General features: G+C 66.7%; 22 protein-coding genes, 1 tRNA gene and 1 pseudogene. 17 read left to right on the top strand and 7 right to left on the bottom strand.

Going from position 1 to position 24279, the window contains the following annotated elements; translation table 11 throughout:
• Positions 1 to 111: 111 nt before the first annotated feature.
• From tam to PKE75_RS01480, 9 genes and pseudogenes are all read left to right on the top strand, one after another.
• Positions 112 to 894 carry a trans-aconitate 2-methyltransferase gene (gene tam, locus PKE75_RS01520; protein WP_428979089.1) on the top strand — a complete coding sequence of 261 codons (783 nt, stop codon included), beginning with the start codon at positions 112 to 114 and terminating at the stop codon, positions 892 to 894.
• On the top strand, positions 894 to 1496 hold the full coding sequence (locus PKE75_RS01515; RefSeq protein ID WP_271166929.1) for an MOSC domain-containing protein: 603 nt from the start codon (positions 894 to 896) through the stop codon (positions 1494 to 1496). The genes tam and PKE75_RS01515 overlap by 1 nt, the downstream gene beginning before the upstream one ends.
• Positions 1497 to 1553: 57 nt before the next feature.
• Entirely contained in the window at positions 1554 to 2579 is a 1026-nt protein-coding gene (locus tag PKE75_RS01510) for an ArsR/SmtB family transcription factor (RefSeq protein WP_271166928.1), read from the top strand.
• Positions 2579 to 3493, top strand: a complete 915-nt coding sequence (metF, locus tag PKE75_RS01505) for a methylenetetrahydrofolate reductase [NAD(P)H] (RefSeq protein ID WP_271166927.1) — start codon at positions 2579 to 2581, stop codon at positions 3491 to 3493. The genes PKE75_RS01510 and metF overlap by 1 nt, the downstream gene beginning before the upstream one ends.
• Before the next feature lie 57 nt (positions 3494 to 3550).
• Complete coding sequence (locus PKE75_RS01500; protein WP_271166926.1) at positions 3551 to 3781, top strand: hypothetical protein; 231 nt, start codon at positions 3551 to 3553, stop codon at positions 3779 to 3781.
• 12 nt (positions 3782 to 3793) lie between these two features.
• A pseudogene (metH, locus tag PKE75_RS01495) lies at positions 3794 to 7574 on the top strand (methionine synthase).
• Positions 7571 to 8071 (top strand): GNAT family N-acetyltransferase, encoded by a 501-nt coding sequence (locus PKE75_RS01490; protein ID WP_271166925.1) that lies wholly within the window; start codon positions 7571 to 7573, stop codon positions 8069 to 8071. The pseudogene metH and the gene PKE75_RS01490 overlap by 4 nt, the downstream one beginning before the upstream one ends.
• 615 nt (positions 8072 to 8686) lie before the next feature.
• Positions 8687 to 8920, top strand: coding sequence for a hypothetical protein (locus tag PKE75_RS01485; RefSeq protein ID WP_271166924.1), 234 nt, complete (start codon positions 8687 to 8689; stop codon positions 8918 to 8920).
• Between the two features lie 163 nt (positions 8921 to 9083).
• On the top strand, positions 9084 to 9725 hold the full coding sequence (locus PKE75_RS01480) for a hypothetical protein (RefSeq protein ID WP_271166923.1): 642 nt from the start codon (positions 9084 to 9086) through the stop codon (positions 9723 to 9725).
• A gap of 1127 nt (positions 9726 to 10852) precedes the next feature.
• Here PKE75_RS01480 and PKE75_RS01475 read toward each other — a convergent pair.
• Together PKE75_RS01475 and PKE75_RS01470 are read right to left on the bottom strand one after the other, a co-directional pair.
• A complete protein-coding gene (locus tag PKE75_RS01475; protein WP_271166922.1) occupies positions 10853 to 11584 on the bottom strand; it encodes an RlmE family RNA methyltransferase in 732 nt (243 codons plus the stop codon).
• Positions 11581 to 12699: a Ppx/GppA phosphatase family protein gene (locus PKE75_RS01470; RefSeq protein ID WP_428979088.1), complete on the bottom strand. Its 1119-nt coding sequence runs from the start codon at positions 12697 to 12699 to the stop codon at positions 11581 to 11583. The genes PKE75_RS01475 and PKE75_RS01470 overlap by 4 nt, the downstream gene beginning before the upstream one ends.
• A 278-nt stretch (positions 12700 to 12977) precedes the next feature.
• Here PKE75_RS01470 and PKE75_RS01465 point away from each other — a divergent pair, with 278 nt between their 5' ends.
• From PKE75_RS01465 to PKE75_RS01440, 6 genes are all read left to right on the top strand, one after another.
• On the top strand, positions 12978 to 14642 hold the full coding sequence (locus PKE75_RS01465; protein WP_271166921.1) for an L-lactate permease: 1665 nt from the start codon (positions 12978 to 12980) through the stop codon (positions 14640 to 14642).
• Positions 14643 to 14747: 105 nt separating this feature from the next.
• Complete coding sequence (locus PKE75_RS01460) at positions 14748 to 16064, top strand: glycosyltransferase (RefSeq protein ID WP_271166920.1); 1317 nt, start codon at positions 14748 to 14750, stop codon at positions 16062 to 16064.
• Between the two features lie 112 nt (positions 16065 to 16176).
• Positions 16177 to 16250: transfer RNA gene (locus PKE75_RS01455), tRNA-Gln, on the top strand.
• A 181-nt stretch (positions 16251 to 16431) separates the two neighbouring features.
• Positions 16432 to 17007, top strand: a complete 576-nt coding sequence (locus tag PKE75_RS01450) for a J domain-containing protein (RefSeq protein ID WP_271166919.1) — start codon at positions 16432 to 16434, stop codon at positions 17005 to 17007.
• 23 nt (positions 17008 to 17030) lie between these two features.
• Positions 17031 to 17459: a thermonuclease family protein gene (locus tag PKE75_RS01445; protein WP_271166918.1), complete on the top strand. Its 429-nt coding sequence runs from the start codon at positions 17031 to 17033 to the stop codon at positions 17457 to 17459.
• The gene (locus PKE75_RS01440) at positions 17456 to 17872 is read left to right on the top strand and encodes an HD domain-containing protein (protein WP_271166917.1); all 417 of its coding nucleotides are present in this window, start codon (positions 17456 to 17458) and stop codon (positions 17870 to 17872) included. Before PKE75_RS01445 ends, PKE75_RS01440 begins: the two co-directional genes overlap by 4 nt.
• On the opposite strand, the gene PKE75_RS01435 is transcribed toward PKE75_RS01440, so the two are convergent.
• Positions 17855 to 18139 carry a hypothetical protein gene (locus PKE75_RS01435; RefSeq protein WP_271166916.1) on the bottom strand — a complete coding sequence of 95 codons (285 nt, stop codon included), beginning with the start codon at positions 18137 to 18139 and terminating at the stop codon, positions 17855 to 17857. The genes PKE75_RS01440 and PKE75_RS01435 overlap by 18 nt on opposite strands.
• Before the next feature lie 495 nt (positions 18140 to 18634).
• Here PKE75_RS01435 and PKE75_RS01430 point away from each other — a divergent pair, with 495 nt between their 5' ends.
• On the top strand, positions 18635 to 20662 hold the full coding sequence (locus PKE75_RS01430; protein ID WP_271166915.1) for an AAA family ATPase: 2028 nt from the start codon (positions 18635 to 18637) through the stop codon (positions 20660 to 20662).
• A gap of 370 nt (positions 20663 to 21032) precedes the next feature.
• Here PKE75_RS01430 and PKE75_RS01425 read toward each other — a convergent pair whose 3' ends face one another.
• From PKE75_RS01425 to PKE75_RS01410, 4 genes are all read right to left on the bottom strand, one after another.
• Positions 21033 to 21752 carry an SOS response-associated peptidase gene (locus PKE75_RS01425; protein ID WP_271166914.1) on the bottom strand — a complete coding sequence of 240 codons (720 nt, stop codon included), beginning with the start codon at positions 21750 to 21752 and terminating at the stop codon, positions 21033 to 21035.
• A gap of 3 nt (positions 21753 to 21755) precedes the next feature.
• Complete coding sequence (locus PKE75_RS01420) at positions 21756 to 22262, bottom strand: hypothetical protein (RefSeq protein WP_271166913.1); 507 nt, start codon at positions 22260 to 22262, stop codon at positions 21756 to 21758.
• Positions 22259 to 22474 (bottom strand): hypothetical protein, encoded by a 216-nt coding sequence (locus PKE75_RS01415; protein WP_271166912.1) that lies wholly within the window; start codon positions 22472 to 22474, stop codon positions 22259 to 22261. The genes PKE75_RS01420 and PKE75_RS01415 overlap by 4 nt, the downstream gene beginning before the upstream one ends.
• Positions 22475 to 22618: 144 nt before the next feature.
• Positions 22619 to 22915, bottom strand: coding sequence for a hypothetical protein (locus PKE75_RS01410; RefSeq protein ID WP_271166911.1), 297 nt, complete (start codon positions 22913 to 22915; stop codon positions 22619 to 22621).
• A 274-nt stretch (positions 22916 to 23189) separates the two neighbouring features.
• Here PKE75_RS01410 and PKE75_RS01405 point away from each other — a divergent pair.
• Positions 23190 to 24279, top strand: a 1090-nt coding sequence (locus tag PKE75_RS01405) for a calcium-binding protein (protein WP_271166910.1), incomplete at its 3' end; no start/stop codon positions are given.

Below are 24279 nucleotides of genomic sequence, written 5' to 3'. Positions count from 1 at the left end.
GCTCGGCGCGCCGGCGGATCGCGTGATCGTCACGCGGGCGCAGCGGCGCGGCCGGCCGATCGTGACGCGAGACCACGCCTTTCAGCGATGCGGCGTCCAGGTGATCTCGACGTGACCCTCAAAGAGGACTGGTCCGCCGCGACCTATCTCCACTTCGAGGACGAGCGGACGCGGCCGGCCGCCGATCTGCTCGCGCGCATTCCGTTGAAGGACGCCGCCCGGGTGGTCGATCTCGGCTGCGGGCCGGGAAATTCGACCGAACTGCTGACGCGGCGGTTCCCTGAGGCGGAGACGACCGGCGTCGATTCCTCGCCCGACATGCTGTCCGCCGCTTCGAAGCGGTTGCCGGGCGTGCGCTTCCTGGAGGCCGACGTCGCGAGCTGGGCGCCGGACGCGCCGGTCGACGTGATCTTCGCCAACGCCGTGCTGCAGTGGTTGCCTGACCACGAAGCGCTGCTGCCCCGGCTGATGCAGCTGCTCGCGCCCGGCGGGGCGCTCGCCGTGCAGATGCCGGACAACCGCTCCGAGCCGTCGCACGTCGCGATGGCCGAAGTCGCGCGCGACCCGGCCTGGGCCTCGCGCGTGGCGAACGCCGGCCGCGCCCGGACGGACATTCTCTCGACCGAGGGCTATTACGACCTGCTCGCGCCGCATGCGGCCTCGGTCGACGTCTGGCGCACCACCTATGTCCATCCGCTGGACGGCGCGGAGTCGATCGCCGGCTGGTGCCGTTCCACCGGTCTTCGGCCCTATCTCGATCCGCTCGACGAGGCGGAGCGCGAGCGCTTCCTCGCGCTCTACACCGAGCGGTTGCGGGCCTTCTACCCCGAGCGCTCCGGCGGAAAGGTGCTGCTGCGCTTTCCGCGCCTGTTCATGGTGGCGGCACGCCGCTAGTGGCCGACCTCTTCGGAGACGACCAGCTCCCGCCGATCCGTAGAGCCCGCTCGCTCGTCGCCCGGCTGGCCGCGACGCTGGCGGCCATCGACGGTTCGCCGTTCGAGACCGAACCCGTCCGCTCGATCGATCTCGCGCTCGACGGCGTCGCCGGCGATCGGCATGCCGGCTTCACCCGGCCCGCCGGCCTGCGCGAGCCGTGGTACCCGCGCGGCGCCGAGATCAGGTCCGGCCGGCAGATCTCGATCGTGTCGGTCGAGGAGCTGGACGCGGTCGGCGCGGCGATGGGGACAGCCCGGATTGCGGCCGGCTGGATCGGCGCCAATCTGCTGATCGAGGGGCTGCCCCGGCTGTCTTTCCTGCCCCCGGGAACGCGGCTGTTCTTCGAGGGCGGCGCAGCGATCGTCGTCGAGGCCCAGAACGCGCCGTGCCGCCATGCGGGCCGCGCCATCGCGCGCCATACCGGCCGGCCGGGCGATGAGGTCGCCTTTCCGAAGATCGCCAGACGCCTTCGCGGACTGGTCGCCTCCGTCGAGCGCCCGGGGACGGTCGTCGCCGGGACAGAGCTCAAGGTGCGGCTGCCCGAGCAGTGGATCTATTGAGAACCCAATGCCACTCCGCCGTTGCGTTCGTCGCCGCATTCATATAAAGACATCTTTATGTCTTTCTCGGACCGCCATCCCTCCCCTCTCAGCGTCGATGCGGCGCTGGCCGGGCTGCGCGCCGCGGGCGAACCGACGCGGCTGAGGATCCTTGCGCTGTTGGCGGAAGGCGAGCTTTCCGTATCCGACCTCACCGAAATTCTCGGCCAGAGCCAGCCACGTATTTCGCGCCACCTGAAGCTGCTTGTGGAGGCCGGGCTGGTCGAGCGCCATCGCGAAGGCGCCTGGGCGTTCTTCGGACTGGCCGAACCGTCGTCGGGAAGCTCCGCGTTGCGTATGTCGCTCGCTTATCTCGACCGCTCGGACAGCGCACTCACGCGCGACCGCGAGCGCCTGGCGGAGGTGCGCGCCGCGCATCACGCCGCGGCCGCTAACTATTTCAGCGCCAACGCCGCGCGCTGGGACGGCGTGCGCAGCCTCCACGTGGCCGAGGCCGCCGTCGAGAAGGCGGTGCTGGACGCCGTGGGCCACGGACGCATCGAAACCGCGCTCGACCTCGGCACGGGCACCGGGCGGATGCTCGAACTGATCAGCCGCCATGTCGGCCGTGCGGTCGGCGTCGATTCGAACCGGGACATGCTTGCGCTTGCGCGCGCCAATCTGGTTCGCGCGGGGGTGTCCAACGCGCAGGTCCGGCAGGGCGACATCTTCTCGCTTCCGGTGCCGGGCAACGCGTTCGATCTCGTCATCGTGCACCAGGTGCTGCACTTCCTCGACGACGGCGCGCGCGCCGTACGCGAGGCTGCGCGCACCTTACGCGCAGGCGGGCGGATGCTGATCGTCGACTTTGCGCCGCACGGCATCGAGGCGCTGCGCGAAAGCCACGCCCATCGCCGCCTCGGCTTCGCTCCCGAGACGATCGGCGCGTGGCTCGATGCGGCGGGGCTCGACCTCGTCAGCCATGTCGACCTCCCGCCGCCGGACGGCGCGGCCGACAAGCTCACCGTTTCACTCTGGCTCGCCCGCGATCCGCGCATCGCGTCCGACGCCGAGCTTTCTCCCTCGAGCCTCGAGGTCGCATGATGCCGAACGATCGCCTGTCCCGCGCCGGCCGCCGGCCGATCCGCGTCTCCTTCGAGTTCTTTCCGCCGAAGACGCCCGAGATGGAGGAGACGCTCTGGCGCTCGATCGAGCGGCTGGCGCCGCTCGGCCCCACTTTCATGTCGGTGACCTACGGCGCCGGAGGCTCGACGAGGGAGCGCACCCATCAGACCGTCGAGCGCATGGTGAAGGAGACCACCGTTCCGCCGGCTGCGCATCTCACCTGCGTGTCCGCCACCAAGGACGAGGTGGACGCCGTGGTCGACGGCTATCGCGAGGTCGGCGTCCGTCACATCGTCGCGCTCCGAGGCGATCCGGCCGGCGGCGTCGGCTCGAAGTTCGAGGCGCACCCCGGCGGTTACCAGAGCACCGCAGATCTCGTCGCCGGCATCCGCAGACGCGCGCCGGAGATCGAGCTCTCCGTGTCCGCCTATCCGGAGAAGCACCCCGAGAGCCCAAGCATCGACGCCGACTTCGACGTGCTGAAGGCCAAGGTCGACGCCGGAGCCAACCGGGCGATCACCCAGTTCTTCTTTGATAACGCCCACTACCTCCGCTACGTCGACGAGGCGCGCAAGCGGGGCGTCCATGTGCCGATCGTGCCCGGAATCGTCGCGGTCTCGAACTTCAAGCAGACCGCAAACTTCGCCGCAAGGACGGGCGCGAGCATCCCGGACTGGCTCGCGGCGCGCTTCGAGGGCCTCGATAACGATCCGCAGACCCGCCAGATGATCGCGGCCGCCGTCGCCGCCGAGCAGGTGCTCGACCTCGTCGACCACGGCGTGAAGGACTTCCACTTCTACACGATGAACAAGGCCGACCTGGTCTACGCCGTCTGCCACCTGCTCGGGCTCCGGCCCACTGCAGGCGCGGGCGCCAAGGCGGCGGCGGCTTGAGGCTGCAATTCGCCCGCGGAAGACACATCTTAGAACGACGTGACTAGGGAGTGTCCGATGGCTGAACCCGACAATCTCGTCCTCACCCTGCTGCGCGAACTGCGCAGCGTGATGGACTCCCGTTTCGACGCCGTGAACACGCGTTTCGACGCCGTGGACGCCCGCTTCGCCGAGCAGGACAGGAAGCTCGAAGCGATCCGCGAGGCGCTGAAGAGCGAGACGATCCTCGGCCGATACGTCGTGAACGGCGTCGACGACCGGCTCGACGCCATCGAAGCGCGAAGCTGAAAGGCGCAGATCATGAGCGACACCGAAACCAAGATCCGCAAGCTCGCCGCCGAGCGCATCCTCATCCTCGACGGCGCGATGGGCACGATGATCCAGCAGCGGCGGTTCTCGGAGGAGGACTTCCGCGCGGCGCGCTTCGCCGACTGGGAGCGGGATCTGAAGGGCAACAACGACCTGCTGATCCTCACCCAGCCGGCTGCGATCCGCGACATCCACCTGCAGTATTTCCGCGCCGGCGCCGACATGGTGGAGACCAACACGTTCTCCTCCACCACGATCGCGCAGGCCGACTACGGCATGGAGGCGCTGGCCTATGAGCTCAACGTCGAGGGCGCCAAGCTCGCGCGCGAGGCCGGCGACATCGCGGCGAAGGAGGACGGCCGTCCGCGCTTCGTGGCGGGCACGCTCGGGCCAACCAACCGCACCGCGTCGATCTCGCCGGACGTCAACAATCCGGGCTTCCGCGCGGTCACCTTCGACCAGCTGGCGGAGGCCTATGGCGAGGCCGCGCGCGGCCTGCTCGACGGCGGCGCCGACATCCTGCTGGTCGAGACGATCTTCGACACGCTGAACGCCAAGGCCGCGATCTTCGCGATCGAGCAGATCTTCGCCGACCGCGGCTCTCGCGTGCCGGTGATGATCTCGGGCACGATCACCGACCTCTCCGGCCGCACGCTGTCGGGCCAGACGCCGGCCGCGTTCTGGAACGCGTTGAATCATGCGCGGCCGCTGTCGATCGGGCTCAACTGCGCGCTCGGCGCCAAGGAGATGCGCGGCCACATCGCGGAGCTCAGCCGCGTCGCGAACACGCTGATCTGCGCCTATCCGAACGCGGGCCTTCCCAACGAGTTCGGGCTCTACGACGAGAGCCCCGAGGCGATGGGCGAGCTCGTCGGCGAGTTCGCCTCGTCGGGCCTCGTCAACATCGTCGGCGGCTGCTGCGGCACGACGCCGGCGCATATCGCGGCGATCGCGGACGCCGTGAAGGGCAAGGCCCCGCGCAAGATCCCGGAGATCGCGCCGAAGATGCGGCTCTCCGGCCTCGAGCCGTTCGAACTGACCGCCGCCTGAGACCGCCCCGCCCGACCAACGCGCCCCGAACGCAGGATCGTCCATGACCTCCGCCGCCTCCCGCTTCGTCAATGTCGGCGAGCGCACGAACGTCACCGGTTCGGCCAAGTTCCGGAAGCTGATCACGGCCGGCGACTATGCGGCGGCGCTCGACGTCGCGCGCGAGCAGGTCGAGAACGGCGCGCAGATCCTCGACATCAACATGGACGAGGGCCTGCTCGACTCCGAGAAGGCGATGGTCGAGTTCCTCAACCTGATCGCGGCCGAGCCCGACATCGCGCGCGTGCCGGTGATGATCGACTCGTCGAAGTGGTCGGTGATCGAGGCCGGCCTGAAATGCGTCCAGGGCAAGCCGATCGTGAACTCGATCTCGATGAAGGAGGGCGAGGAGGCCTTCATCCATTACGCGAAGAAGGTGCGCGCCTATGGCGCCGCCGTCGTCGTGATGGCGTTCGACGAGGTCGGCCAGGCCGACACCTTCGAGCGCAAGACGGAGATCTGCGCCCGCGCCTACAAGATCCTGACCGAACAGGTCGGCTTCCCGCCGGAGGACATCGTCTTCGACCCGAACGTGTTCGCGGTCGCGACCGGGATCGAGGAGCACGCCAATTACGGCGTCGACTTCATCAACGCCACCAAGTGGATCCGCGAGAACCTGCCGCACGCCCACATTTCGGGCGGCATCTCGAACCTGTCCTTCGCGTTCCGCGGCAACGAGCCGGTGCGCGCGGCGATGCATTCGGTGTTCCTGTATCACGCGATCGCCGTCGGCATGGACATGGGCATCGTCAACGCCGGCGCGCTGCCGGTCTATGACGACATCGACCCGGAGCTGCGCGAGCTCGCCGAGGACGTGGTGCTCAACCGCCGCGCCGACGCGACCGACCGGCTGCTCGCCGCCGCCGACAAGTTCAAGGGCGGCAAGCAGGAAGCGCGCGTCGTCGACACCCGCTGGCGCGAGCAGCCGGTGATCAAGCGGCTCGAGCATGCGCTGGTCCACGGCATCACCGAGTTCATCGACGCCGACACCGAGGAGGCGCGCAAGGAAGCGGCGCGGCCGCTCCACGTCATCGAAGGCCCGCTGATGGCCGGCATGAACGTGGTCGGCGACCTGTTCGGCGCAGGAAAAATGTTCCTGCCGCAGGTCGTGAAGTCGGCCCGCGTGATGAAGCAGGCGGTCGCTTACCTCATGCCCTTCATGGAGGAGGAGAAGCGCCTCAACGGCGGCACCGAGCGCTCCAACGCCGGCAAGATCCTGATGGCGACGGTGAAGGGCGACGTCCACGACATCGGCAAGAACATCGTCGGCGTCGTGCTCCAGTGCAACAATTACGAGGTGATCGACCTCGGCGTCATGGTGCCGGTGCAGAAGATCCTCGCCGCCGCGAAGGAGCACAATGTCGACGCCATCGGGCTCTCCGGCCTCATCACCCCCTCGCTCGACGAGATGGTGACGGTCGCCTCCGAGATGGAGCGCGAGGGCTTCGACATCCCGCTGCTGATCGGCGGCGCCACCACCTCGAAGATCCACACCGCGGTGAAGATCCACCCGGCCTATAAGCGCGGCCAGGCGGTCTATGTGATCGACGCCAGCCGCGCCGTCGGCGTGGTCTCGCAGCTGCTCGCGAAGGACGCGAAGGCGGCTTACGTCGCCGACGTCCAGGCCGACTACGCCCGCCTCGCCGAGAACCACGCCCGCGCGCAGGAGGACAAGGTCCGCTCGCCGATCGCGGCCGCCCGCGCCAACCGGCTCGAACTCGACGTCTCCCAGGTCCAGCCGAAGCCGTCCTTCCTCGGCACGAAGGTGTTCAACGAGATCCCGCTTGAGACGCTGATCCCCTATATCGACTGGACGCCGTTCTTCCAGACCTGGGAGCTCAAGGGCCGCTACCCCGAGATCCTGACCGACGCCAAATATGGCGAGGCGGCGAGGAACCTGTTCGACGACGCGACCGCGATGCTCAAACAGATGGCCGCCGAGAAGTGGCTGGAGGCGCGCGCCGTCATCGGCTTCTGGCCGGCCGCCGCCCGCGGCGACGACATCGTGCTGTTCAAGGACGAGGGGCGGACCGAGGAGCTCGGCGTGCTCCACACGCTGCGCCAGCAGATGTCCCGCACCAAGGAGCGGCCCAACCTCGCGCTGTCCGACTTCATCGCGCCCGAGGGTTCCGGCGTCCCCGACTATATCGGCGCCTTCGCGGTGACCGCCGGCATCGGCGAGGAGGCGGTGACCCAGCGCTTCGCCCGCGCCAACGACGATTACGGCGGCATCCTCGCCAAGGCCCTGGCCGACCGTCTGGCGGAAGCCGCCGCCGAATGGATGCACCAGCAAGTGCGCCGCGAGCACTGGGGCTACGCGCCGGATGAGAGCCTCGCCAACGAGGACCTGATCGCCGAGACCTATCAGGGCATCCGCCCCGCGCCGGGCTACCCCGCCCAGCCCGACCACACCGAGAAGGGTTTTCTGTTCGAGCTGCTCGACGCGCCGAAGGCGATCGGCCTGACGCTGACGGAATCCTACGCGATGTGGCCGGGCTCGGCGGTCTCCGGGCTCTATTTCAGCCACCCGCAGAGCCGCTATTTCGGCCTCGGCAAGATCGACCGCGACCAGACCGCCGACTACGCCGCCCGCAAGGGCTACGAATTGCCCGACATGGAGCGCTGGCTGGCCCCGGTGCTGAACTACGACCCGAACCGGGTCGCCAAGATCGCGGCGGAGTGAGGGGGGGGGCGATCGCCTCGCGCGTCGCGATCCGCCCTGCCCGGTCGCCGCAGGATATCGAGGACGCGGCGGCGCTGTTCGCCGCCTATGCCGACGCGCTCGGCCTCGATCTGACGTTCCAAGGCTTCGCCGACGAACTCGCGACCTTGCCCGGCAGATTCGCGCCGCCGACCGGCGAGCTCTTCCTCGCGCACGACGCCGGCGGAGCGCCGGTCGGGTGCGTCGCCCTCCGCGCCATCGCGCCGGACGGCTGCTGCGAGATGAAGCGCCTCTACGTCGCGCCGGAAGGCCGGGGGGCCGGTCTCGGCGCGGCGCTGATCGCGACCGCCGTGGCGCGCGCGACGACGCTCGGATATCGCGAGATGCGCCTCGACACCCTGCCCTCGATGCAGGCCGTGCTCGCGCTCTACCGCGCCGCCGGCTTCACGACGATCGAGGCCTATTATCCGACGCCGATCCCGGACACGGTGTTTCTCGCAAAACGCCTGCGAGGGTGAGGGCCGCTATTTCGGCCCCGGCACGATCGCGGCGAGATCGCCGACTACGCCGCCAGCAAGCACTATGAGTTGCCCGACATGGAGCGCTGGCTGGCCCCCGGTGGTGAACTGCGACCCGAACCGGGTCGCCAAGATCGCGGCGGAGTGAGGGGGCTTAGCGCTACCTCCCCAAATTCGAGTTTCGCTACAACCGTCTCGCCGCTCGCGGTTTTAGCGACGTTAGACGCCGCGACCAGGCCTTCGAGGTCATCGCTGGAAAGCGGATCACTATCGGAGGAATGGCTGCAGTCAGTTACGCCCCAGCAGAACCTCAGGAAACTCCTGCGCAGCGGCAGAAACGGTATTGAGACATAAGGAAATTCTTATGTCTCAATACGAAAATTTGCTTGTGCGCGCATGTTTTCTGGGTTCGCGATCCTCGAGCGAATCAGCTTACATCTCAAGGTTGATCTAGACGGGTCGGCGGTCGCCGGGGCGTGGGACCCCCGGACGACCGCCTGTCAGTCGAACCGCACCCAACGAGTCGGGCGGCGGAAGTGGCATCAGAGCCAAAGGGAGGAGACTCTCGATGGTGCCTCTGGTCAAGCCCGACGCTTAGCTAGAGGAGCCATTTGGATGGCGTTGTATAAGTACGGCAACAATCTCGATCAAAGCACGCACACGAACTTTGATACAGAACGCGCGCCCGGCTTTATAAGTCCTGACTCGGGCATTTATCGGTGCGTCCATTGCGGCGATGAGATCGCCGCAAACAAGGGCAATCCGTTGCCGCCGCAGAACCACCATCAGCATAGTAGCGGTCAGCCGATCCGCTGGAAGCTGCTGGTCTGCACCGTTCAGAAGGCCTAACGCGCTTTAAACGTCTTAACTTGAGCGGACCGGACAAGTGCTCGCAGTGCCCTGTACTTGTCCGTTTCGCTTAAGGCGGATTCTTGAGATCGCGATTGGCGGCGCTGAGCATACGCTTCAGTACCTAGTTGCGACTGGTCATCAGAGCGCTGATCGTACCGACATGTCCGAACCTTTTATCTCTCCGCTAACCATACCTAAGTGCCTCGATCGCTTAGAAAAGGCGAAGGAAGCCCTCTATCGATTGCGGAATGCCAATACCTTCGAGGAGTTTGGCAGTCACTGGGCTTCTTTCCTGATACACACAGGCGGAATTTTAAACGCGCTTGATGCTGGGTCTAAAATGAGCCCGCAGGGGAGAGAATGGTATGGGGGCGTCAAGCGCAAAGGACGCGCAGATCCTTTAGTTGCTTACATGCACCAATCACGAAATACCGAAGAGCACACAACTGAGCAAGTTACCGCCCCTAGGCCGCCTCTCCCGTTCGGGCTCCGAGATCAGGACACTGGAGAGATCGACTGGGACATGGGCATCGACTGGGGAAGTGGACGCCCCGGAGAAGGAAACGAAATAACTTACGACCGTAAACCAAACTACTATGATCCATCGCGAAAACGGCAGATGATCATAGGTGGCCCAACAGGCCCATCTTTAAGGCCGGTAATGGACCGGTCCAAAAGAGTTTACTGGCCACCCGATGAGCATGAAGGAAAAAGGCTTCGGGAGAGAGACCCGATAAGCTTAGCATCAATATATCTACAGTATCTTGAGCAGCTTATAGAAACGGCGTCTGAAATAGCATGACACCAAAGCCCTAACTCAGTCATAAGATAGCCATCGCGAGAGATTAAAATCTTCTCGTGCAGATCAGCTTTGTATTAATTCCGGGAACGGTCGCATTATAATCTCAGGCGTGATTTCAAGCTATTCAATTCCGAGCGGCGATCCTATCATCGCGAATGTCGGCCGCCAGCACAGTTTCTACATGCAGTTGTAGGAAGAAATTCCTTGACATTTCTCCATTCCTCCTGCACGGTCTCCGCGTCCTTCCCCGTCACGGGAGGCGTGTCCGGACCGGCCGGCCATGCGGGGTGAGGAGCGGCGCCTGCGGCGGGGATGACCGGATGTCCCGGCCCCGGGGCGTCCGTCTGCGGCGCCCGCGGGGCTCGCGCGTTCCTTGAGGGGGTCTTCTTCCCTTGAGGGCGATGTTTGCTCCGCCCGTGCAGAGGACCGCCCGCATTACGACGGGCGCGCCTTTCGTGGCGTAAGGACGCGTGGCGGCGCGGGATCTGGCGGCCGGCTCCAAAGGCCGGACGGCTCGGCCCGTCGCCCGAGGCGAAGACTCATCGAGGCTTCGCCGGGAAATCATGAGCGCCCGAGAATTCGTCCGCAGTCGACGCGAAATCGCCGCGCGCGGAGCGCCGGGCGACCGACAAAACGGAACTGCCCCATGACGGTGGCCCGGCGCTCTGCGCCTTCCCCGTTGAGTTCGTGGCGTAAGCCAAAGCGAGGACCGAGCGAGCCGCGGGCGATCGAGCCGGCGGCGGCTTTCCCGCGCCGTCATTCGGCTGGAGCGTGAGCGGAATGCCGGAATCCAGACGCGCGACGAGGCCGGAAGAAGCGCGACGGCGGGCAGCGCTCGTTCGCGCAGCGTCGCGGCTCTGGATGCCGGGACAAGCCCGGCATGACGGCGGAGGGGAAGCGGCATGACGGCGGAGGAACCCGACACGCTGGCGGAGGGCTGAGACGGGGAGGCCGCGGCGGTCGCCCAACGCGCCGTCATTCCGGCTGGAGCGAAGCGCAATGCCGGAATCCAGACGCGCTACGGAGGCAGGAAGAAGCGGGTCGGTCGGGCGGCGCTCGTTCTCGCAGCGTCGCGGCTCTGGATACCGGGACAAGCCCGGCATGACGGCGGCGTTCCAACCAGGAGGCTAGTCGTCGTCCGCCTGCGCTGCCCGCCCGCGGAAGCCGGTCGCGAGCACGTAGAGCTCGGAGGAATCCTTGCGGCTCGACGGCGGCTTGACGTGCATGACCTTGGCGTAGTCGCGCTTCAGCGTCTTCAGCAGGTCGCCCTCGGCGCCGCCCTGGAACACCTTGGCGAGGAAGGCGCCGCCGGGGGCGAGCACTTCGGCGGCGAACATCGCGGCGGCCTCGACCAGCGCCATGATGCGCAGGTGGTCGGTGCGCTGGTGGCCGACGGTGTTCGCCGCCATGTCGGAGAGCACGACGTCGGCCTTGCCGCGGAGGCGCTCTTTCAGGATGTCGGGGGCGGAATCGTCTAGGAAGTCGAGCACCATGAAGTCGACGCTTGGCATCGGCTCCATCTCCAAGAGGTCGATCGCGACGATCGCGCCCTTGCCGGTCTTCGAGCCGATGCGGTCGGCGGCGATCTGGCTCCAGCCGCCGGGGGCCGCGCCGAGGTCGACGATCTTCTGGCCGGGTTTCAGGAATTTGTGCTTGTCGTCGATCTCGATCAGCTTGAAGGCCGCGCGCGAGCGGTAGCCCTCGCGCTTCGCCGCCTGGACGTAGGGGTCGTTGAGCTGGCGGGCGAGCCACAGCGTCGAGGCGTGGCTGCGCTTCTTCGCGGTCTTGACGCGCACGTCGAGGTTGCGGTTGGCGCCGCCGGTCGCCTTGCCGCCGGCGCCGCCGGAGCGCGTGCTCAACTGCGCCGTCCGCGGCGACGCGGCCCCCGCCGGCGCCAGACGCCGTCGGCGCGCATCATCTCGACCAGGATGCCCTCGCGCAGGCCGCGGTCGGCGACCCGGAGGCGCGCCACGGGGAAGGCGCGGCGGATGGCTTCGAGCACCGCGCAGCCCGCGAGCACGAGGTCGGCGCGGTCGGGCCCGATGCAGGGGTTCTGGCAGCGCTGGTCGTAGGACATCTCGCGCAGGGATTCGACGACGCGGGTGACGTCGGTCGAGGCCATCCACTGGCCGTCGACGAGGCGCCGCTCGTAGCGCGGCAGGCCGAGATGGACGCCGGCGATGGTCGTCACCGTGCCGGAGGTTCCGAGCAGGTGGATGTCGCTGAGCGAGGCGGCGAGCGTCTCGCGCTCGGGGAAGGCCTCGAGCAGCCGCTCGACCTCGCCGACCATGTCCTCGAACACCTCGGTCGAGACCTTCACGCCGCCATAGCGCTCGGCCAGCGTCACGACGCCGACGGGCAGCGACACCCAGGCGCGCATCGCGAGATTCGCCGGGCCGGCGCCGCCCTTGCGCTCCAGCCACACGACCTCCGAGGAGCCGCCGCCGATGTCGAACAGGATGACGCCGCCGGCCTCTGGGTCGGCCAGCGACACGCAGCCGGCGGCGGCGAGCCTGGCCTCGGTCGCGCGGTCGATGATCTCGAGATCGAGGCCGGCGTCGTTCCTGACGCGCTCGATGAAGTCGACGCCGTTCGCCGCCTGCCGGCAGGCCTCGGTCGCGATCAGCCGGGCGCGGGTGACGCCGCGCGCCAGCATCTTGTCGCCGCAGACCTTGAGCGCCGCGACCGCGCGCCCGATCGCGTCGTCCGAGAGACGGCCGGTGTGGGCGAGCCCTTCGCCGAGCCGCACGATCCGCGAAAAGCTGTCGACGACGCGGAAGCCGCCGTCGCGGTCCGGCCGCGCCACCAGCAGCCGGCAGTTGTTGGTGCCGAGATCGAGCGCCGCATAGGTCTGGGCGGGCACGCGGACGGCCGCCTCCCGGACGGCGACCGGCATGACGGCCGTCGCAGCGGCCTCGCCCGTCGCAGGCTCCGATCGCCCGGCGCCGCCGAACGATGCGGTGGAATAAGACAACGGCTACCGCCCCTCCGCCCTTTCCCGCGCCGCGCCGGTGATTCGGCGCCCGCGCAGGCCTGGGCTGCGACATGTGACAATTCGGCGCCGAGCATAACAGCGGCGCGCCCCGCCGCAAGGACGGCGGGCGCGCCTTCCCGCGCCGATCGTCCGGAATGCTGCGAAAGTTGAAGGGAATGATGCGAACGACCGGCAGGACGGAGGCGCGGGTTCGGCTACCATCGCGCGGCGTGAAGAGGCTCCGAACCTTTTGAACGACGGAGCGCGGGGAGGACGCAATGGTCTGGCAGCAGGTATACGACCCCTTCGGCAACGCCGTCATATCGACGCTCGTCGCCGCGATACCCATCATCGTCCTGCTCGCAGGAATCGGCGTGTTCGGCATGAAGGCGCATATGGCCGCCCTCGCCGGCCTCGCCGCCGCCCTGCTGATCGCGGTGTTCGGGCAGGGCATGCCCGTCGACAAGGCCGGCATGACCGCGCTCTTCGGCGCCGCCTACGGTCTGCTGCCGATCGGCTGGATCATCATCAACATCATCTTTCTCTACCAGCTCACCTCGGAGAAGGGCTACTTCAAGATCCTGCAGGACTCGATCGCGGGCATCACCGACGACCGCCGGCTGCAGCTCCTGCTGATCGCGTTCTCGTTCGGCGCGTTCTTCGAGGGGGCGGGCGGGTTCGGCACCCCGGTCGCCGTGACGGGCGCGATCCTGATCGGCCTCGGCTTCTCGCCGCTTGCGGCCTCCGGCCTGTCGCTGATCGCGAACACCGCTCCGGTGGCCTTCGGCGCGCTCGGCACGCCGGTGATCGCGCTCGCCGGCGTCACCGGGCTGCCGCTCACCGACCTCTCCGCGATGATCGGCCGCCAGCTGCCGTTCTTCTCCGTGCTGGTGCCGTTCTGGCTGATCGTCGCCTTCGCCGGCTTCCGCGGCATGTTCCAGATCTGGCCCGCGATCCTGATCGCCGGCGTCGCCTTCGCAGTCCCGCAGTTCCTGGTGTCGAACTACCACGGGCCCTGGCTGGTCGACGTTGTGGCGGCCATCGCATCGATCGGCTGCCTCACGCTATTCCTGCGCAAATGGAGCCCGCGCGAGATCTGGACCTCGGCCGACGGCTCGGCTCCGACCCTCGCGGGTGGCTCCGGAAGCGTCCATGTCGGCGGGAATCACGAGCGCTCCGAAGTGCTCAAGGCCTGGATTCCCTGGCTGATCCTGTCGGTCGTCGTGTTCTGCTGGGGCATCCCGCAGGTGAAGGCGTTCCTGGACGGCGTCTCGATTCTGAAGTTCCCGGTCGCGCATCTCGATCAGTTGGTGCAGCGCGTGCCGCCGGTCGTCACGGCGCCCAAGGCGGAGGCCGCCGTCTACAGCCTCAACTGGCTATCGGCGACTGGCAGCGGCATCCTGCTGTCGGCGATCATCGCCGGCTTCGTGATGGGCTTCTCGCCCTGGCAGATGGTCAAGACCTACGGCCGCACGCTGCACATCATGCGGTTCTCGATCCTGACCATCTCCGCGATGATGGCGCTCGGCTTCGTCACCCGCTACTCGGGCGTCGACGCCACGCTCGGCCTCGCCTTCGCCCAGACGGGCTGGCTCTATCCGTTCTTCGGCACGCTGCTCGGCTGGCTCGGCGTCGCGCTGACGGGCTCCGACACCTCGTCGAACGTGCTGTTCGGGTCCTTGCAGAAGATCTCAGCCGAGCAGCTCGGGCTTTCGCCGACGCTGATGGCCGCCGCCAACTCCTCCGGCGGCGTGATGGGCAAGATGATCGACGCCCAGTCGATCGTCGTCGCCTCGACCGCGACGCGCTGGTACGGGCACGAGAAGGAGATCCTTCGCTACGTGTTCCTGCACTCGATCGCGCTCGCATCCCTGATGGGGCTGCTTGTGATGGCGCAGGCCTATATCGCGCCGTTCACGCACATGGTGATCGGCGCGCCCTGAGGCGGCGCGGGCGAGCAACCGACGAGACGAAGGGCCGACGCCGAGGCGCCGGCCCTTGCCGTTCATTTCGACGCCCATAAGGATGGTGGTTTCAGGAACCTGCGCGTGGCCGCTCCGGGACGCATCTCGCTTCTGACGCTCGGCACGCGCGGCGACACCGCGCCCTGTCTGGCGCTGGCGCGAGCGCTTGCGGCCGCCGGCCACGACGTCACCGTCGGCGCGCTCGGCCGCTACCAGCGTCTGGTCGCCAAGGACAAGCGGCTGCGCTTCGTCTCGATCGGCGACACGCTCGACAGCTTCCTCGACAGCGACGTCGCGCGCCTGCTTGCCGACCAGGGCGTTCTGGCGCGCCTGAAGCTGCCCTTCATCATGCAGCGCATGATTTCCCGGCTGACCGCGGAGCTGATGGAAGGCTGCCGTCGCGCGATCGGCGACGCGGATCTCATCGTCCACCACCCTCTGCTGATCTTCGCGCCGGACCTCGCCCGCCACGCTGGAATCCCGGCGATCATGGCCGCCGCGCAGCCGGTGGCGCCGACCGGGGCGTTTCCGCTGTGCGTGCTCGGCCTTCCGGATGTCGGACGAACCCTTAACAGGGCGACTTACCGGTTGGTGGCGCTCGAGCGGATGATGACCGCCCACAGGCTCCGCGCTTTTCTGCGTGGAAGGGGCCCTCCGGCGTCGGCGCCTCCGGCTCTCTCGACCACGACCATGTTCGCCTACAGTCCCACGATCGTTCCGCGACCGCTTGACTGGGAGGACGGCGTCGTCGTGACGGGCTGCTGGCGCGCGAGGCCGCGGAAGCGATGGCGCTTGTCGTCCGAGCTCGAGGCGTTCCTCTCCGACGGAGCGCCCCCGGTCTATATCGGCTTCGGCTCCATGCCGTGGAACCCTCGCCGCAACCGCGATCTGATCGTGGAGGCGGTGCGTCTCTGGGGCGGCCGGGCGGTGATCGGCCGGGGCTGGGGCGGGGTTGAGACCGCGGACCTGCCGCGGGGCTTCTTCGCCGTCGGCGACACGCCGCATGACCTGATGTTTCCGAAGGTCGCAGCCGTCGTCCACCACGGCGGCGCAGGCACCACGGCTACGGGTCTCGCCGCGGGCAGGCCGAGCTTCGTTACGCCGATGGTGATGGACCAGCCGTTCTGGGGAGAGCGCGTGCACGCCCTCGGCGCCGGCCCGCCCCCCGTTCGGTTGGCGAAGCTCGATCCGCCACGACTGGCGGCAGCTCTCGAGGATCTGGTCTCGAACCCGTCCTACGCCGCAGCCGCCGGCGTCGTCGCTCAGGCCCTGGCGCGGGAGAACGGCCTCGCCGCCGCCGTTAGACTCGTCGAAAGCGCACTGGAGGAGATCGAGGCCGCACGGAGCGACGCGAGGGCCCCAACGGCACATGCGTCGCTCAGATCGGCTCAGCCCGCTTAGGCCTTGCCCGTGGCCGCACGAGCCGTTATGGGGAACGCCGACGCGAACCAGATGTTTGAATTCTGCGCGTCGCTGACGGATCGACCTTAGAGGGCGGCCATCAGACCCCTGCTGGGGGATAGTTTAACGGTAGAACAGCGGACTCTGACTCCGCTAGTCTTGGTTCGAATCCAAGTCCCCCAGCCAGCTCAACCCCCTCAGTTCTGAACAATTTTGGACGGGCCGCGGATTCCGTTTTTGCTCGGAAACGAGAGCAAAACCGGAACATCACGATTTCCCGGGAGCGCGAAAGTCGTCACACCCGCCATAAAGGGGTTCGCGGCATGTTCGCCCCCTCTCCCCTCCGGCTTTGGTGAGGGAGAGGGAGATGGCCGCCACCGCCTATCCGATTTCATGGCCTATGGGCTTTGCTCGGACCAAGCACCCCGAGAAGGGTCGCTTCAGCACCACCCTGCCCGCCGCTATCAAGAATGTGCAGGACAGCATCCGCCTGTTCGGTCAGGACAGCGGCAAGGCGATCCAGGGGCTCGTGATCTCGTCGAACTATACCCTCGGCGGGCTCAACCCACCCGATCCTGCCGTCGCAGTCTACTTCACATGGGATGGTCTGCAGGTCTGCATCCCGGTCGACCGATACACCACGCTCGCCGGCAACCTGCAGGCGATCCATCACATCGTGGAGGCGCGCCGCGTCGAGCTTAGGCACGGCACGTTGAACCTTGTGCGCGCCAGCTTCCAAGGCTTCGCCGCTCTCCCGGCTCCCGGCAGCGCCCGCCCCTGGCACGAAGTGCTGGGCGTATCGCCGGCCGCTTCGCGCGCCGACATCAATTCGGCCTTCCGGTCGAAGGCTGCCGCGGCCCATCCTGACGCTGGCGGTTCGCACGACGCGATGGCCGCCCTCACCGCCGCGCGCGACGCCGGGCTTAAGGCGGTGGTGTCATGAGCGGGCAGACGGCAGGATGCGGCATGATCCGCCCTGCCCTCCTCCTCGCGCTGCTCGCCACCCCCGCTCTCGCCGAGCCGCCGGCCGCCTTCATGGACTACGCACGCGCCCCGGCGGTTCGCGTGATCGACGGCGACACGATTGACATCGACGGCGAGCGCATCCGGCTGACGTCCGAGGATGGCCCGATCGACGCTCCCGAGATGCATCGCGCGAAGTGCCCACTCGAGCTGTTCCGCGCCCAGGCGGCTCGCGAGCGGCTGATCGCGATCATGGCGCCGAACGACTTCACCATCGAACGCCGCGGCAAGGACCGATACGGTCGGACGGTCGGCGTGATCTATTCGGAGGGGAAGGACGTCGGCGCGGAGCTTGTCCGCGAAGGGCATGCTCGGCCATGGCCGAAGCTGCGGAAGGCGGATCGGCCGGCATGGTGCGGGGGAGCGGAATGAGCACGATCGACCGAGCGATCGAGATCGCGACCGAGGCCCATGCCGGCCAGACTGACAAGGCCGGCGAGCCATACATCCTTCACCCGTTGAGGGTGGCCGCCTGTCTCCCGGAAGGCGAGGCCCGCATCGTCGGCGTCCTGCACGACGTCGTCGAGGACACGCCTTGGACGATCGAACAGCTTCGCGCCGAGGGCTTCTCTGAGGCGGTGCTCGCCGGCGTCGACGCCGTCACCCGGCGGGATGGCGAGAGCTACGGCGACTTCATCGTCCGTGCTGGCCGCGACCCGATCGGGCGAGAGGTCAAGATCGCCGACCTCGCCGACAACATGGATCTATCGCGGTTGACCGAGGTCACAGAGAAGGACCGGCGGCGGCGGGTGAAATACCAGGGCGCGCTAGCATTGCTCAGCTGACGTCCGAAACCGCTTCTTAGGCCCTCCCCGCAACCATGGGGCATGGCCAAGCCCCCTCGCTGTCTTCGGGAAGATCAACGCGGGATCGAACGCCTGATCGACATGATCGTCACCGGCGAGATCGGGCAGGGTCAGGTGAAGGGCGGCATGGACGCGCTGACGGCCGAGCGCGACCGCCTCGAGGGCGAGCTGGCGGACGCCGGTGCGGTCGTCGGCGAGAAGGTCGTGGCGAACGTGCAAGGACGGCTCGGCGCCCTGCTTGATCACGACCTGTTCCCTACGCGCAAAGTGTCCGGGGGGCGGTGGTGGCGGAGGTCCGCTCCACCCAGACCCCCGAGCATCCGACCCGCATTTCGCGATGCTTTTTGCAGCGCAGGAGCCCTTCTCAGTTCGCGGGTTGGGGGTCCGAAATTGTCGCGGGCCAAGCTAGCGGCACAATGGCTACAACGGCTATGAGGGCCAACACCCGACGTCAAAGTATCGGTGGGTTTCAGGGGGTTGATCTGGAATATGCGGCAGGCGCTGCGGGCGATCCGGGATTGAGCCAGGTCAGCGGGGTCGTCGAGCGCATGGTGGCGGGAGAAATTCCGAATGGTTGAAGGCGCAATCCTCCGCCAGCTCACCTAACGGCACGGCTGGTCTTGAGGGGTGCAACTTGGGGAATACGTTGATCATCTGGCGGCGCGAGTCCCTTTAGCCGCTTTGGCCTCGCAATCTGCGATGGCGGAGGTAAGGTTCCACCAACAAAGACGGGAGCCGAAGGTGCGCCTCAAATCAGTCCGGGTCCAGAACTACCGCAGCATTCGCGATACGGGCGAACAGCCCATCGAGATCGAGCACGGCAAGACAATCTTGGTCGGCCCCAACGAGGCGGGGAAATCAGCAATTTTGACGGCGATCCAGCAACTCAATCCGCCAACGGGCGTGAAGGGGTTCGACGCACTCCGTGACTATCCGCGGGCGCTCTACAACGACATCACGACCGGTAAGGTAGTTCCTTCCAAGACCCGTGTGGTCACCGGCGTATTTAGCCTCGACGATGACGATCGAGCGGCCTTGCCCGAAGGTTTCAAGGAGGTCGAGTACGAATTCACGCGCTACCTCGACAACCGCGGCACACACTCGCTTCGCAACGGGCCCTCGCTTCCGACGCTTGGGTCGCTCAGGAAGGACCTGCTTCGACTTGCGGCGCATGCCAAGAGCCGCGTTCCCGCTCCCGCGGAAGGTGAAACAGCACAGCCCTCTCCGGAAGAGACGCTCGCTGCAGCCACGAAGGGCTGGCTCGAGAGCTCCGTCATCAGCGGGGATCTTAGCAAGGTCCTCAAAACGTGGCTCGACGAGATCGCGGTCATCATGGACCCGAACGACGAGGAGCAGGAGAAGCGCCATGTGTCGCTTTGGGAGGCCTGCGGCGTTGCCGGGAAGAAAGCTACCGCCTTAGAAACACTTGAAGAGCGTTTGCCGACCATCGTCCTCTTCAGCAACTATTTTAGGGTCCGGCCGGAGATCCAGCTCGCCCACCTCGCGGAGCGTCTCGAAACACACTCGCTGGACGACGACGCCTACGACTACGGCAACGTGTGCCTTCTAAAGTTGCTGGGTTTTACCGCCCGGGAGCTGTCAGACCTCGGTCGTGTCGATGAACCACAGCCCTCTGACAAGAAAGCGGTCGAAGCCAACCGGGACAAGCTGGACAAGCGCAAGTACCAGTTGAACAGTGCGTCGGTTCGCCTGACCGGCGAGATCAAGGATGTGTGGAACCCTGACTCGTCGCGGGGCGAGGCCGATCGACTCCGCGTCGGCGCCGATGGCCAGTACCTCAAGGTGACCGTAGAGGACGAGCTCGGCGTCGAGATTGAGCTGCACCAACGGTCCGAAGGCTTCCAGTGGCTGGTGTCCTTCTTCGTGGTGTTCTTCGCCGAAGCCGCCGGGAAGCACGCGAACGCCATCCTGCTGCTCGACGAGCCCGGCATCAGCCTTCACGCCCTCAAGCAGCGGGAATTCCGGACGACGATCAGCCGCCTCGCGGCGAAGAACCAGACGATCTACACGACGCACTCGCCCTTCCTCGTCGGACCTGGCGAGTTGGACATTGTTCGCGTGGTCGAGCTCACCGACCGAACTATCGGCACGAAGGTCCACACGACTGTTGCTTCAGGGGACAGCGCCGCTCTGCTGCCCCTCCAAGAGGCGCTGGGCTACGACCTGGCCCAGAGCTTGTTCGCTCAGGAACGGAACCTCGTGCTCGAGGGGCTTACGGACCACTGGTATCTCGAGGCGGTGGCGGCCCTCCTCACAGAAGCTGGCGAAGCGAAGCTTAACCCGAAGATCGCCCTCGTGACGGCGAGCACCGCGGGCAAGGTCGTCTACTTCGCGACGATCCTCCACGCGCATAGTCTCAAGGTTGCTGCCTTGCTCGACTCGGACGCGGCGGGCGATCAGGCGGCGCAGCAGGACACGCTCGTGCATCGCCTCGGCAACAAGCGGATCCTGAGGACAAAGGATTACATCACCGGTGTCGCCAAGGCGGAGATCGAGGACCTACTCCGGGATACGCTCCCGATCGTCGCGCGCGACAAGCTTGGTTGGGACGTTATAGACCTCGTCGCCCAAAGGCCGGGCCAACCCTTGGTCGACATCTTCGCCGGAGCCGTGACAGACTTCTCTAAGTACAAGCTCGCCAAGGCCTTCGTGCGCTGGTCCCGAGACAACGATGCGTCCGCTCTTTCCGACTCCGAGCGGACGAACTGGAGCAAGCTGGTCACGGCTATCAACGCCGCCCTGAAGTAGTGTGGACGCGCGGCCGGAATCGAAAGCGCCATGCTCAGACGCACTCGGAGACCGATATGGGTCAAGGGGCGACTCTTCACCGTGGCGCCCTATCTAGCCCCGCTCGCCGGCGCTTCGCCGGGCCGGCGCATACGGTCTAAGGTTGCCGTCTGTCAAAGGGCCTCGGCCTCCCTACCGATCGGCGTACCAGCGCTTCGCGTCACGATCGTTGGGAGCGCGCCAGAGCACCGGCGTCCGCGCTCCGCAATGGGAGCACACAAGCCGCCTGCTGAGGGCCGCCAGGGATTCTCCGGCCTCGGGGCTCCCCGAATTGAACAGTCGCCGCCACCCGCAGCGCCCGCACTCTACGCATAGCGGGCCGGCAGGCTCGTCAGCCATCCTTCTTATCTCCGCGCGCGACGACCGTGAGCATGTCGTCCGGCAGGGGCCTCTGGAGCGCGTTCGCTTCGCTCCAGTCCGCCTGCAACCACACGTCGATCTCCTCGGGCGTCGTGAGAATCACGGGCATCGCCTTCGGATGGATCGGCGCGACGACGGCGTTCGGCTCGGTCGTCAGGAAGCCGTAGAGATCGCACGTCACCTCGCCCTCTGACTTCTTCCGGACGCAGGTCCAGTTCGTCCAGAGGCCCGCGAACACGGCGAGCGGCCGGCTCTCGTCGAGTGCGAACCACACCGGCTGCATTTTGCCGTCCGGACCGCGCTCATATTCCGAGAAGCTCGTCAGCGGAACGACGCAGCGGTTCGTGGGGCCGAGCCATCGGGTCCAGTGCTGGGAGGCGACGTTGCGGATGTTGGTCGTGCCGATGTCGGGCTCGGCCTTCAGCAGCGCCCCGAAGTCGACGGCGTGCCCCTTCTTCTCGAGCGCGGCCGCGCGCTTCTTCGTGGCCTCGAAGATCGCTCGCTGCGACGACGGCATGCCCCAGCGCGCCAGCACGAGCTCGCGCCCCTGGGCCGAGTTCCGCACGATCGGGGCGGGATAGTCCGGGAAGATTCCAGGCATGGGCGGCAGGTTGCCCGTCCGGTCGACGAGCGCGCGCGTCAGCGCGCGGATCGCCGCCTGGCCCTTGGTGAGCGAGTACAGGTTGCACATGGCCTACTCTGCCGCCTCCTGCTCTCCACGGCGAGCGTTCGGATGGGTCTTGATCAAGCGGCTGCCCTGCTTGAGATCGATCCTGATCGTGGCGTCGCGCGCGAACGCTTTGATCGCGGCGCCAAAGGCCGCATAGGCAATGTCGAGATTGGACGACGCTGCGACCACCCGGCCGAACTGGCCGCCCTGCCATTCCTCCACGACGAAGTTGGGCTCGAGGTCGCGCGTGGCGCGCTCGGGCTCCGGCTTGGCCTGCACGGCCCCGCCCGGCCCCGGCGGCGAGAACACGACAGTCACCCGGCGTGACCCGCACTGCGGGCACATCATCCGCTCGCTCAAGCCTGAGAGCGGAAAGCTCCGACCGCGAGTCCATGCGATCGACGCGAGATCCAGCGCCTCGCTCCGCAGGCATTGGCGGATCGACTTCATGCCGTCCCGGCGGCCCTGGGCGCACTTGACCCTGATGCTCCAGCCCGCGCGCAACGCCTCCCCGAGCGTCTCGACGCTCAAGGGAGACGCCGCAGGGGCTGACGCCCGCGGACGAAGCCGAGCGACGTCCCGCGAGCTGCGAGCGCCCTCGCTTCCTCGCGTTCCTGCAGTTGCACGATCAAGCCGTAGATCGCGTCTCTCGGGTTCCCGCCCGCCTGCCGAATCGCCTCGTCGACGGCCGCCTCGCGGTCGCCTACGCTCGTCTCCTCGAACATCTGCTCGGCTGCGCCCATGGCTCGATCCCTCTATCCGAGGACATGGATTCCATGAGAACGAAAACGGAACAAGGGGCATGAGGAAGGACGGTCGCGGGCACAGCGACGATGACGTCGAGCCGTGGCCGGTCATCTCGACCGTCCTTGCGATCGTGACGATCGTTATGCTGGGCTGGCTGCTGGCCGGTCGGCCGACGTTTGGGCTTTGGTAAGATCGTCGGAAAGACCGGCGATCCGCTCGTCGAGCATGTCCCGGATCGCGAGCGCGGTACGACTATCCAGAGAGAGTTCGAGAAAGGCCGCGCGGAGTTCACGCGCAGCCGCGAGTTGGCCGCGAGGGTCATCCGCCCACCGGGCAAGATAGTCGTCGATCGAAGCCGCCGCCTTCGCCTCCGCCTGGGGCGCATTTATCAGCGCGGCGACCGAAAAATCGGCCAGACAGTCCAGGAGCGCGATCATAACGACGGGATGATATTCGGCGCCCCCTGAACTGCAATATGCAAGAACGCAAAAAGCGCCCCGCCCCGGCCGAAGCCGAGACGGGGCGCCGATGCGATGACGAGAGGACGTTCGCTAGAGGCGTCGCGCCTCTGAGGAACGCGCCTCCCTAACGATTGGCCTTCGTGCGAGCTCCGCAGTTCTAAAGTCCGTGGCGACTTTTATCGTAAAACGTGCATGGAATCCTGCACCGCACGCGGCCATGGGGGCGCCGCACACATCCGGAGCATTCACTATGGCTACGATCACCGACAGCGATGAAGGTCATGTCCTTAATGGTGACGCCACCAGCTCTAATATTATCTTGGGCAAGGGGGGAAATGATACTATCTATGGAGGAGCTGAATTCGATAACCTGAGCGGTGGAACTGGCAACGATTCTATTTCATCTGGAATTGGAGATGACTACATTTCCGATGAATCGGGCAATAATACTCTTTCCGCCAGCTCCGGCGACGACACCGTCGACGTGGGCTATGCAGGCCTCGGGCTGGCGGCGACCAACAAGATCTACGCCGGCACCGGTGACGACTTCATCTATGCGGGCGGGCAGGTCGACCTGATCGACGGCGGCCGGGGCGAAGACGTTGTCAGCTACTCCTTCATCTCGAATTCGGTTGGTGTGACGGTGAACCTCCTCACCGGCAAGGGCTCGGGCGGTTCCGCCGAGGGCGACACCTACATGGGCGTCGAAGACGTCGGCGGATCCTTCTATGCCGACGTGATCATCGGCAACGGCGCCTATAACGTGCTCGCCGGCGGGGTCGGCGACGACCGCATTCAGGGCCGCTCCGGCGGCGATTACCTTGACGGCGGCGATGATTTCGACACGCTCGACTATCGCGACAGCACGGCGGGCGTCAGCATCGATCTGCTCAACGGGACGGCCGCGGGCGGCGCGGCCCAGGACGACCAGATCGTCAACTTCGAGGCGGTCTGGGGCAGCGACTTCGCTGATACGCTCCAGGGCGACGGCGGCGGGAATGCGCTGAACGGCTTCGCCGGCGGCGACCAGCTCGATGGCGGCGCGGGCGCCGACACCCTGACCGGCGGCGCCGGGGACGACGTCTATGTCGTCGACGACGCGGGCGACCGGGTGGTCGAGGCGAACGGCGAAGGGACGGACGCGGTCATGAGCTCCGTCTCGTTCTCGCTCGCGGGACAATACGTCGAGAAGATTACCCTCACCGGCTCAACGGACATCAATGGGACCGGCAACAGCCTCGCCAATACGATCGTCGGAAACAGCGGCGTGAACATTCTGAACGGCGCGAGCGGCGCCGACACGATGTCAGGCGGCAAGGGAAACGACGACTATTACGTCG

It is taken from the genome of Hansschlegelia plantiphila, assembly GCF_027922265.1.
In the GTDB taxonomy this organism is placed as follows: Bacteria; Pseudomonadota; Alphaproteobacteria; order Rhizobiales; family Methylopilaceae; genus Methylopila; species Methylopila plantiphila.
This window is presented reverse-complemented; position numbering and strand designations above follow the sequence as displayed.

What these genes read in the sequence shown, in the direction of transcription:
- PKE75_RS01510 (WP_271166928.1), top strand. Translation starts at nt 1,554, where the DNA reads ATGTCTTTCTCGGACCGCCATCCCTCCCCTCTCAGCGTCGATGCGGCG.
- PKE75_RS01425 (WP_271166914.1), bottom strand. Translation starts at nt 21,752, where the DNA reads ATGTGCAACCTGTACTCGCTCACCAAGGGCCAGGCGGCGATCCGCGCG.
- PKE75_RS01465 (WP_271166921.1), top strand. Translation starts at nt 12,978, where the DNA reads ATGGTCTGGCAGCAGGTATACGACCCCTTCGGCAACGCCGTCATATCG.
- metF (WP_271166927.1), top strand. Translation starts at nt 2,579, where the DNA reads ATGCCGAACGATCGCCTGTCCCGCGCCGGCCGCCGGCCGATCCGCGTC.
- PKE75_RS01480 (WP_271166923.1), top strand. Translation starts at nt 9,084, where the DNA reads ATGTCCGAACCTTTTATCTCTCCGCTAACCATACCTAAGTGCCTCGAT.
- PKE75_RS01485 (WP_271166924.1), top strand. Translation starts at nt 8,687, where the DNA reads ATGGCGTTGTATAAGTACGGCAACAATCTCGATCAAAGCACGCACACG.
- PKE75_RS01415 (WP_271166912.1), bottom strand. Translation starts at nt 22,474, where the DNA reads ATGGGCGCAGCCGAGCAGATGTTCGAGGAGACGAGCGTAGGCGACCGC.
- PKE75_RS01410 (WP_271166911.1), bottom strand. Translation starts at nt 22,915, where the DNA reads ATGATCGCGCTCCTGGACTGTCTGGCCGATTTTTCGGTCGCCGCGCTG.
- PKE75_RS01445 (WP_271166918.1), top strand. Translation starts at nt 17,031, where the DNA reads ATGATCCGCCCTGCCCTCCTCCTCGCGCTGCTCGCCACCCCCGCTCTC.
- PKE75_RS01500 (WP_271166926.1), top strand. Translation starts at nt 3,551, where the DNA reads ATGGCTGAACCCGACAATCTCGTCCTCACCCTGCTGCGCGAACTGCGC.
- PKE75_RS01450 (WP_271166919.1), top strand. Translation starts at nt 16,432, where the DNA reads ATGGCCGCCACCGCCTATCCGATTTCATGGCCTATGGGCTTTGCTCGG.
- PKE75_RS01440 (WP_271166917.1), top strand. Translation starts at nt 17,456, where the DNA reads ATGAGCACGATCGACCGAGCGATCGAGATCGCGACCGAGGCCCATGCC.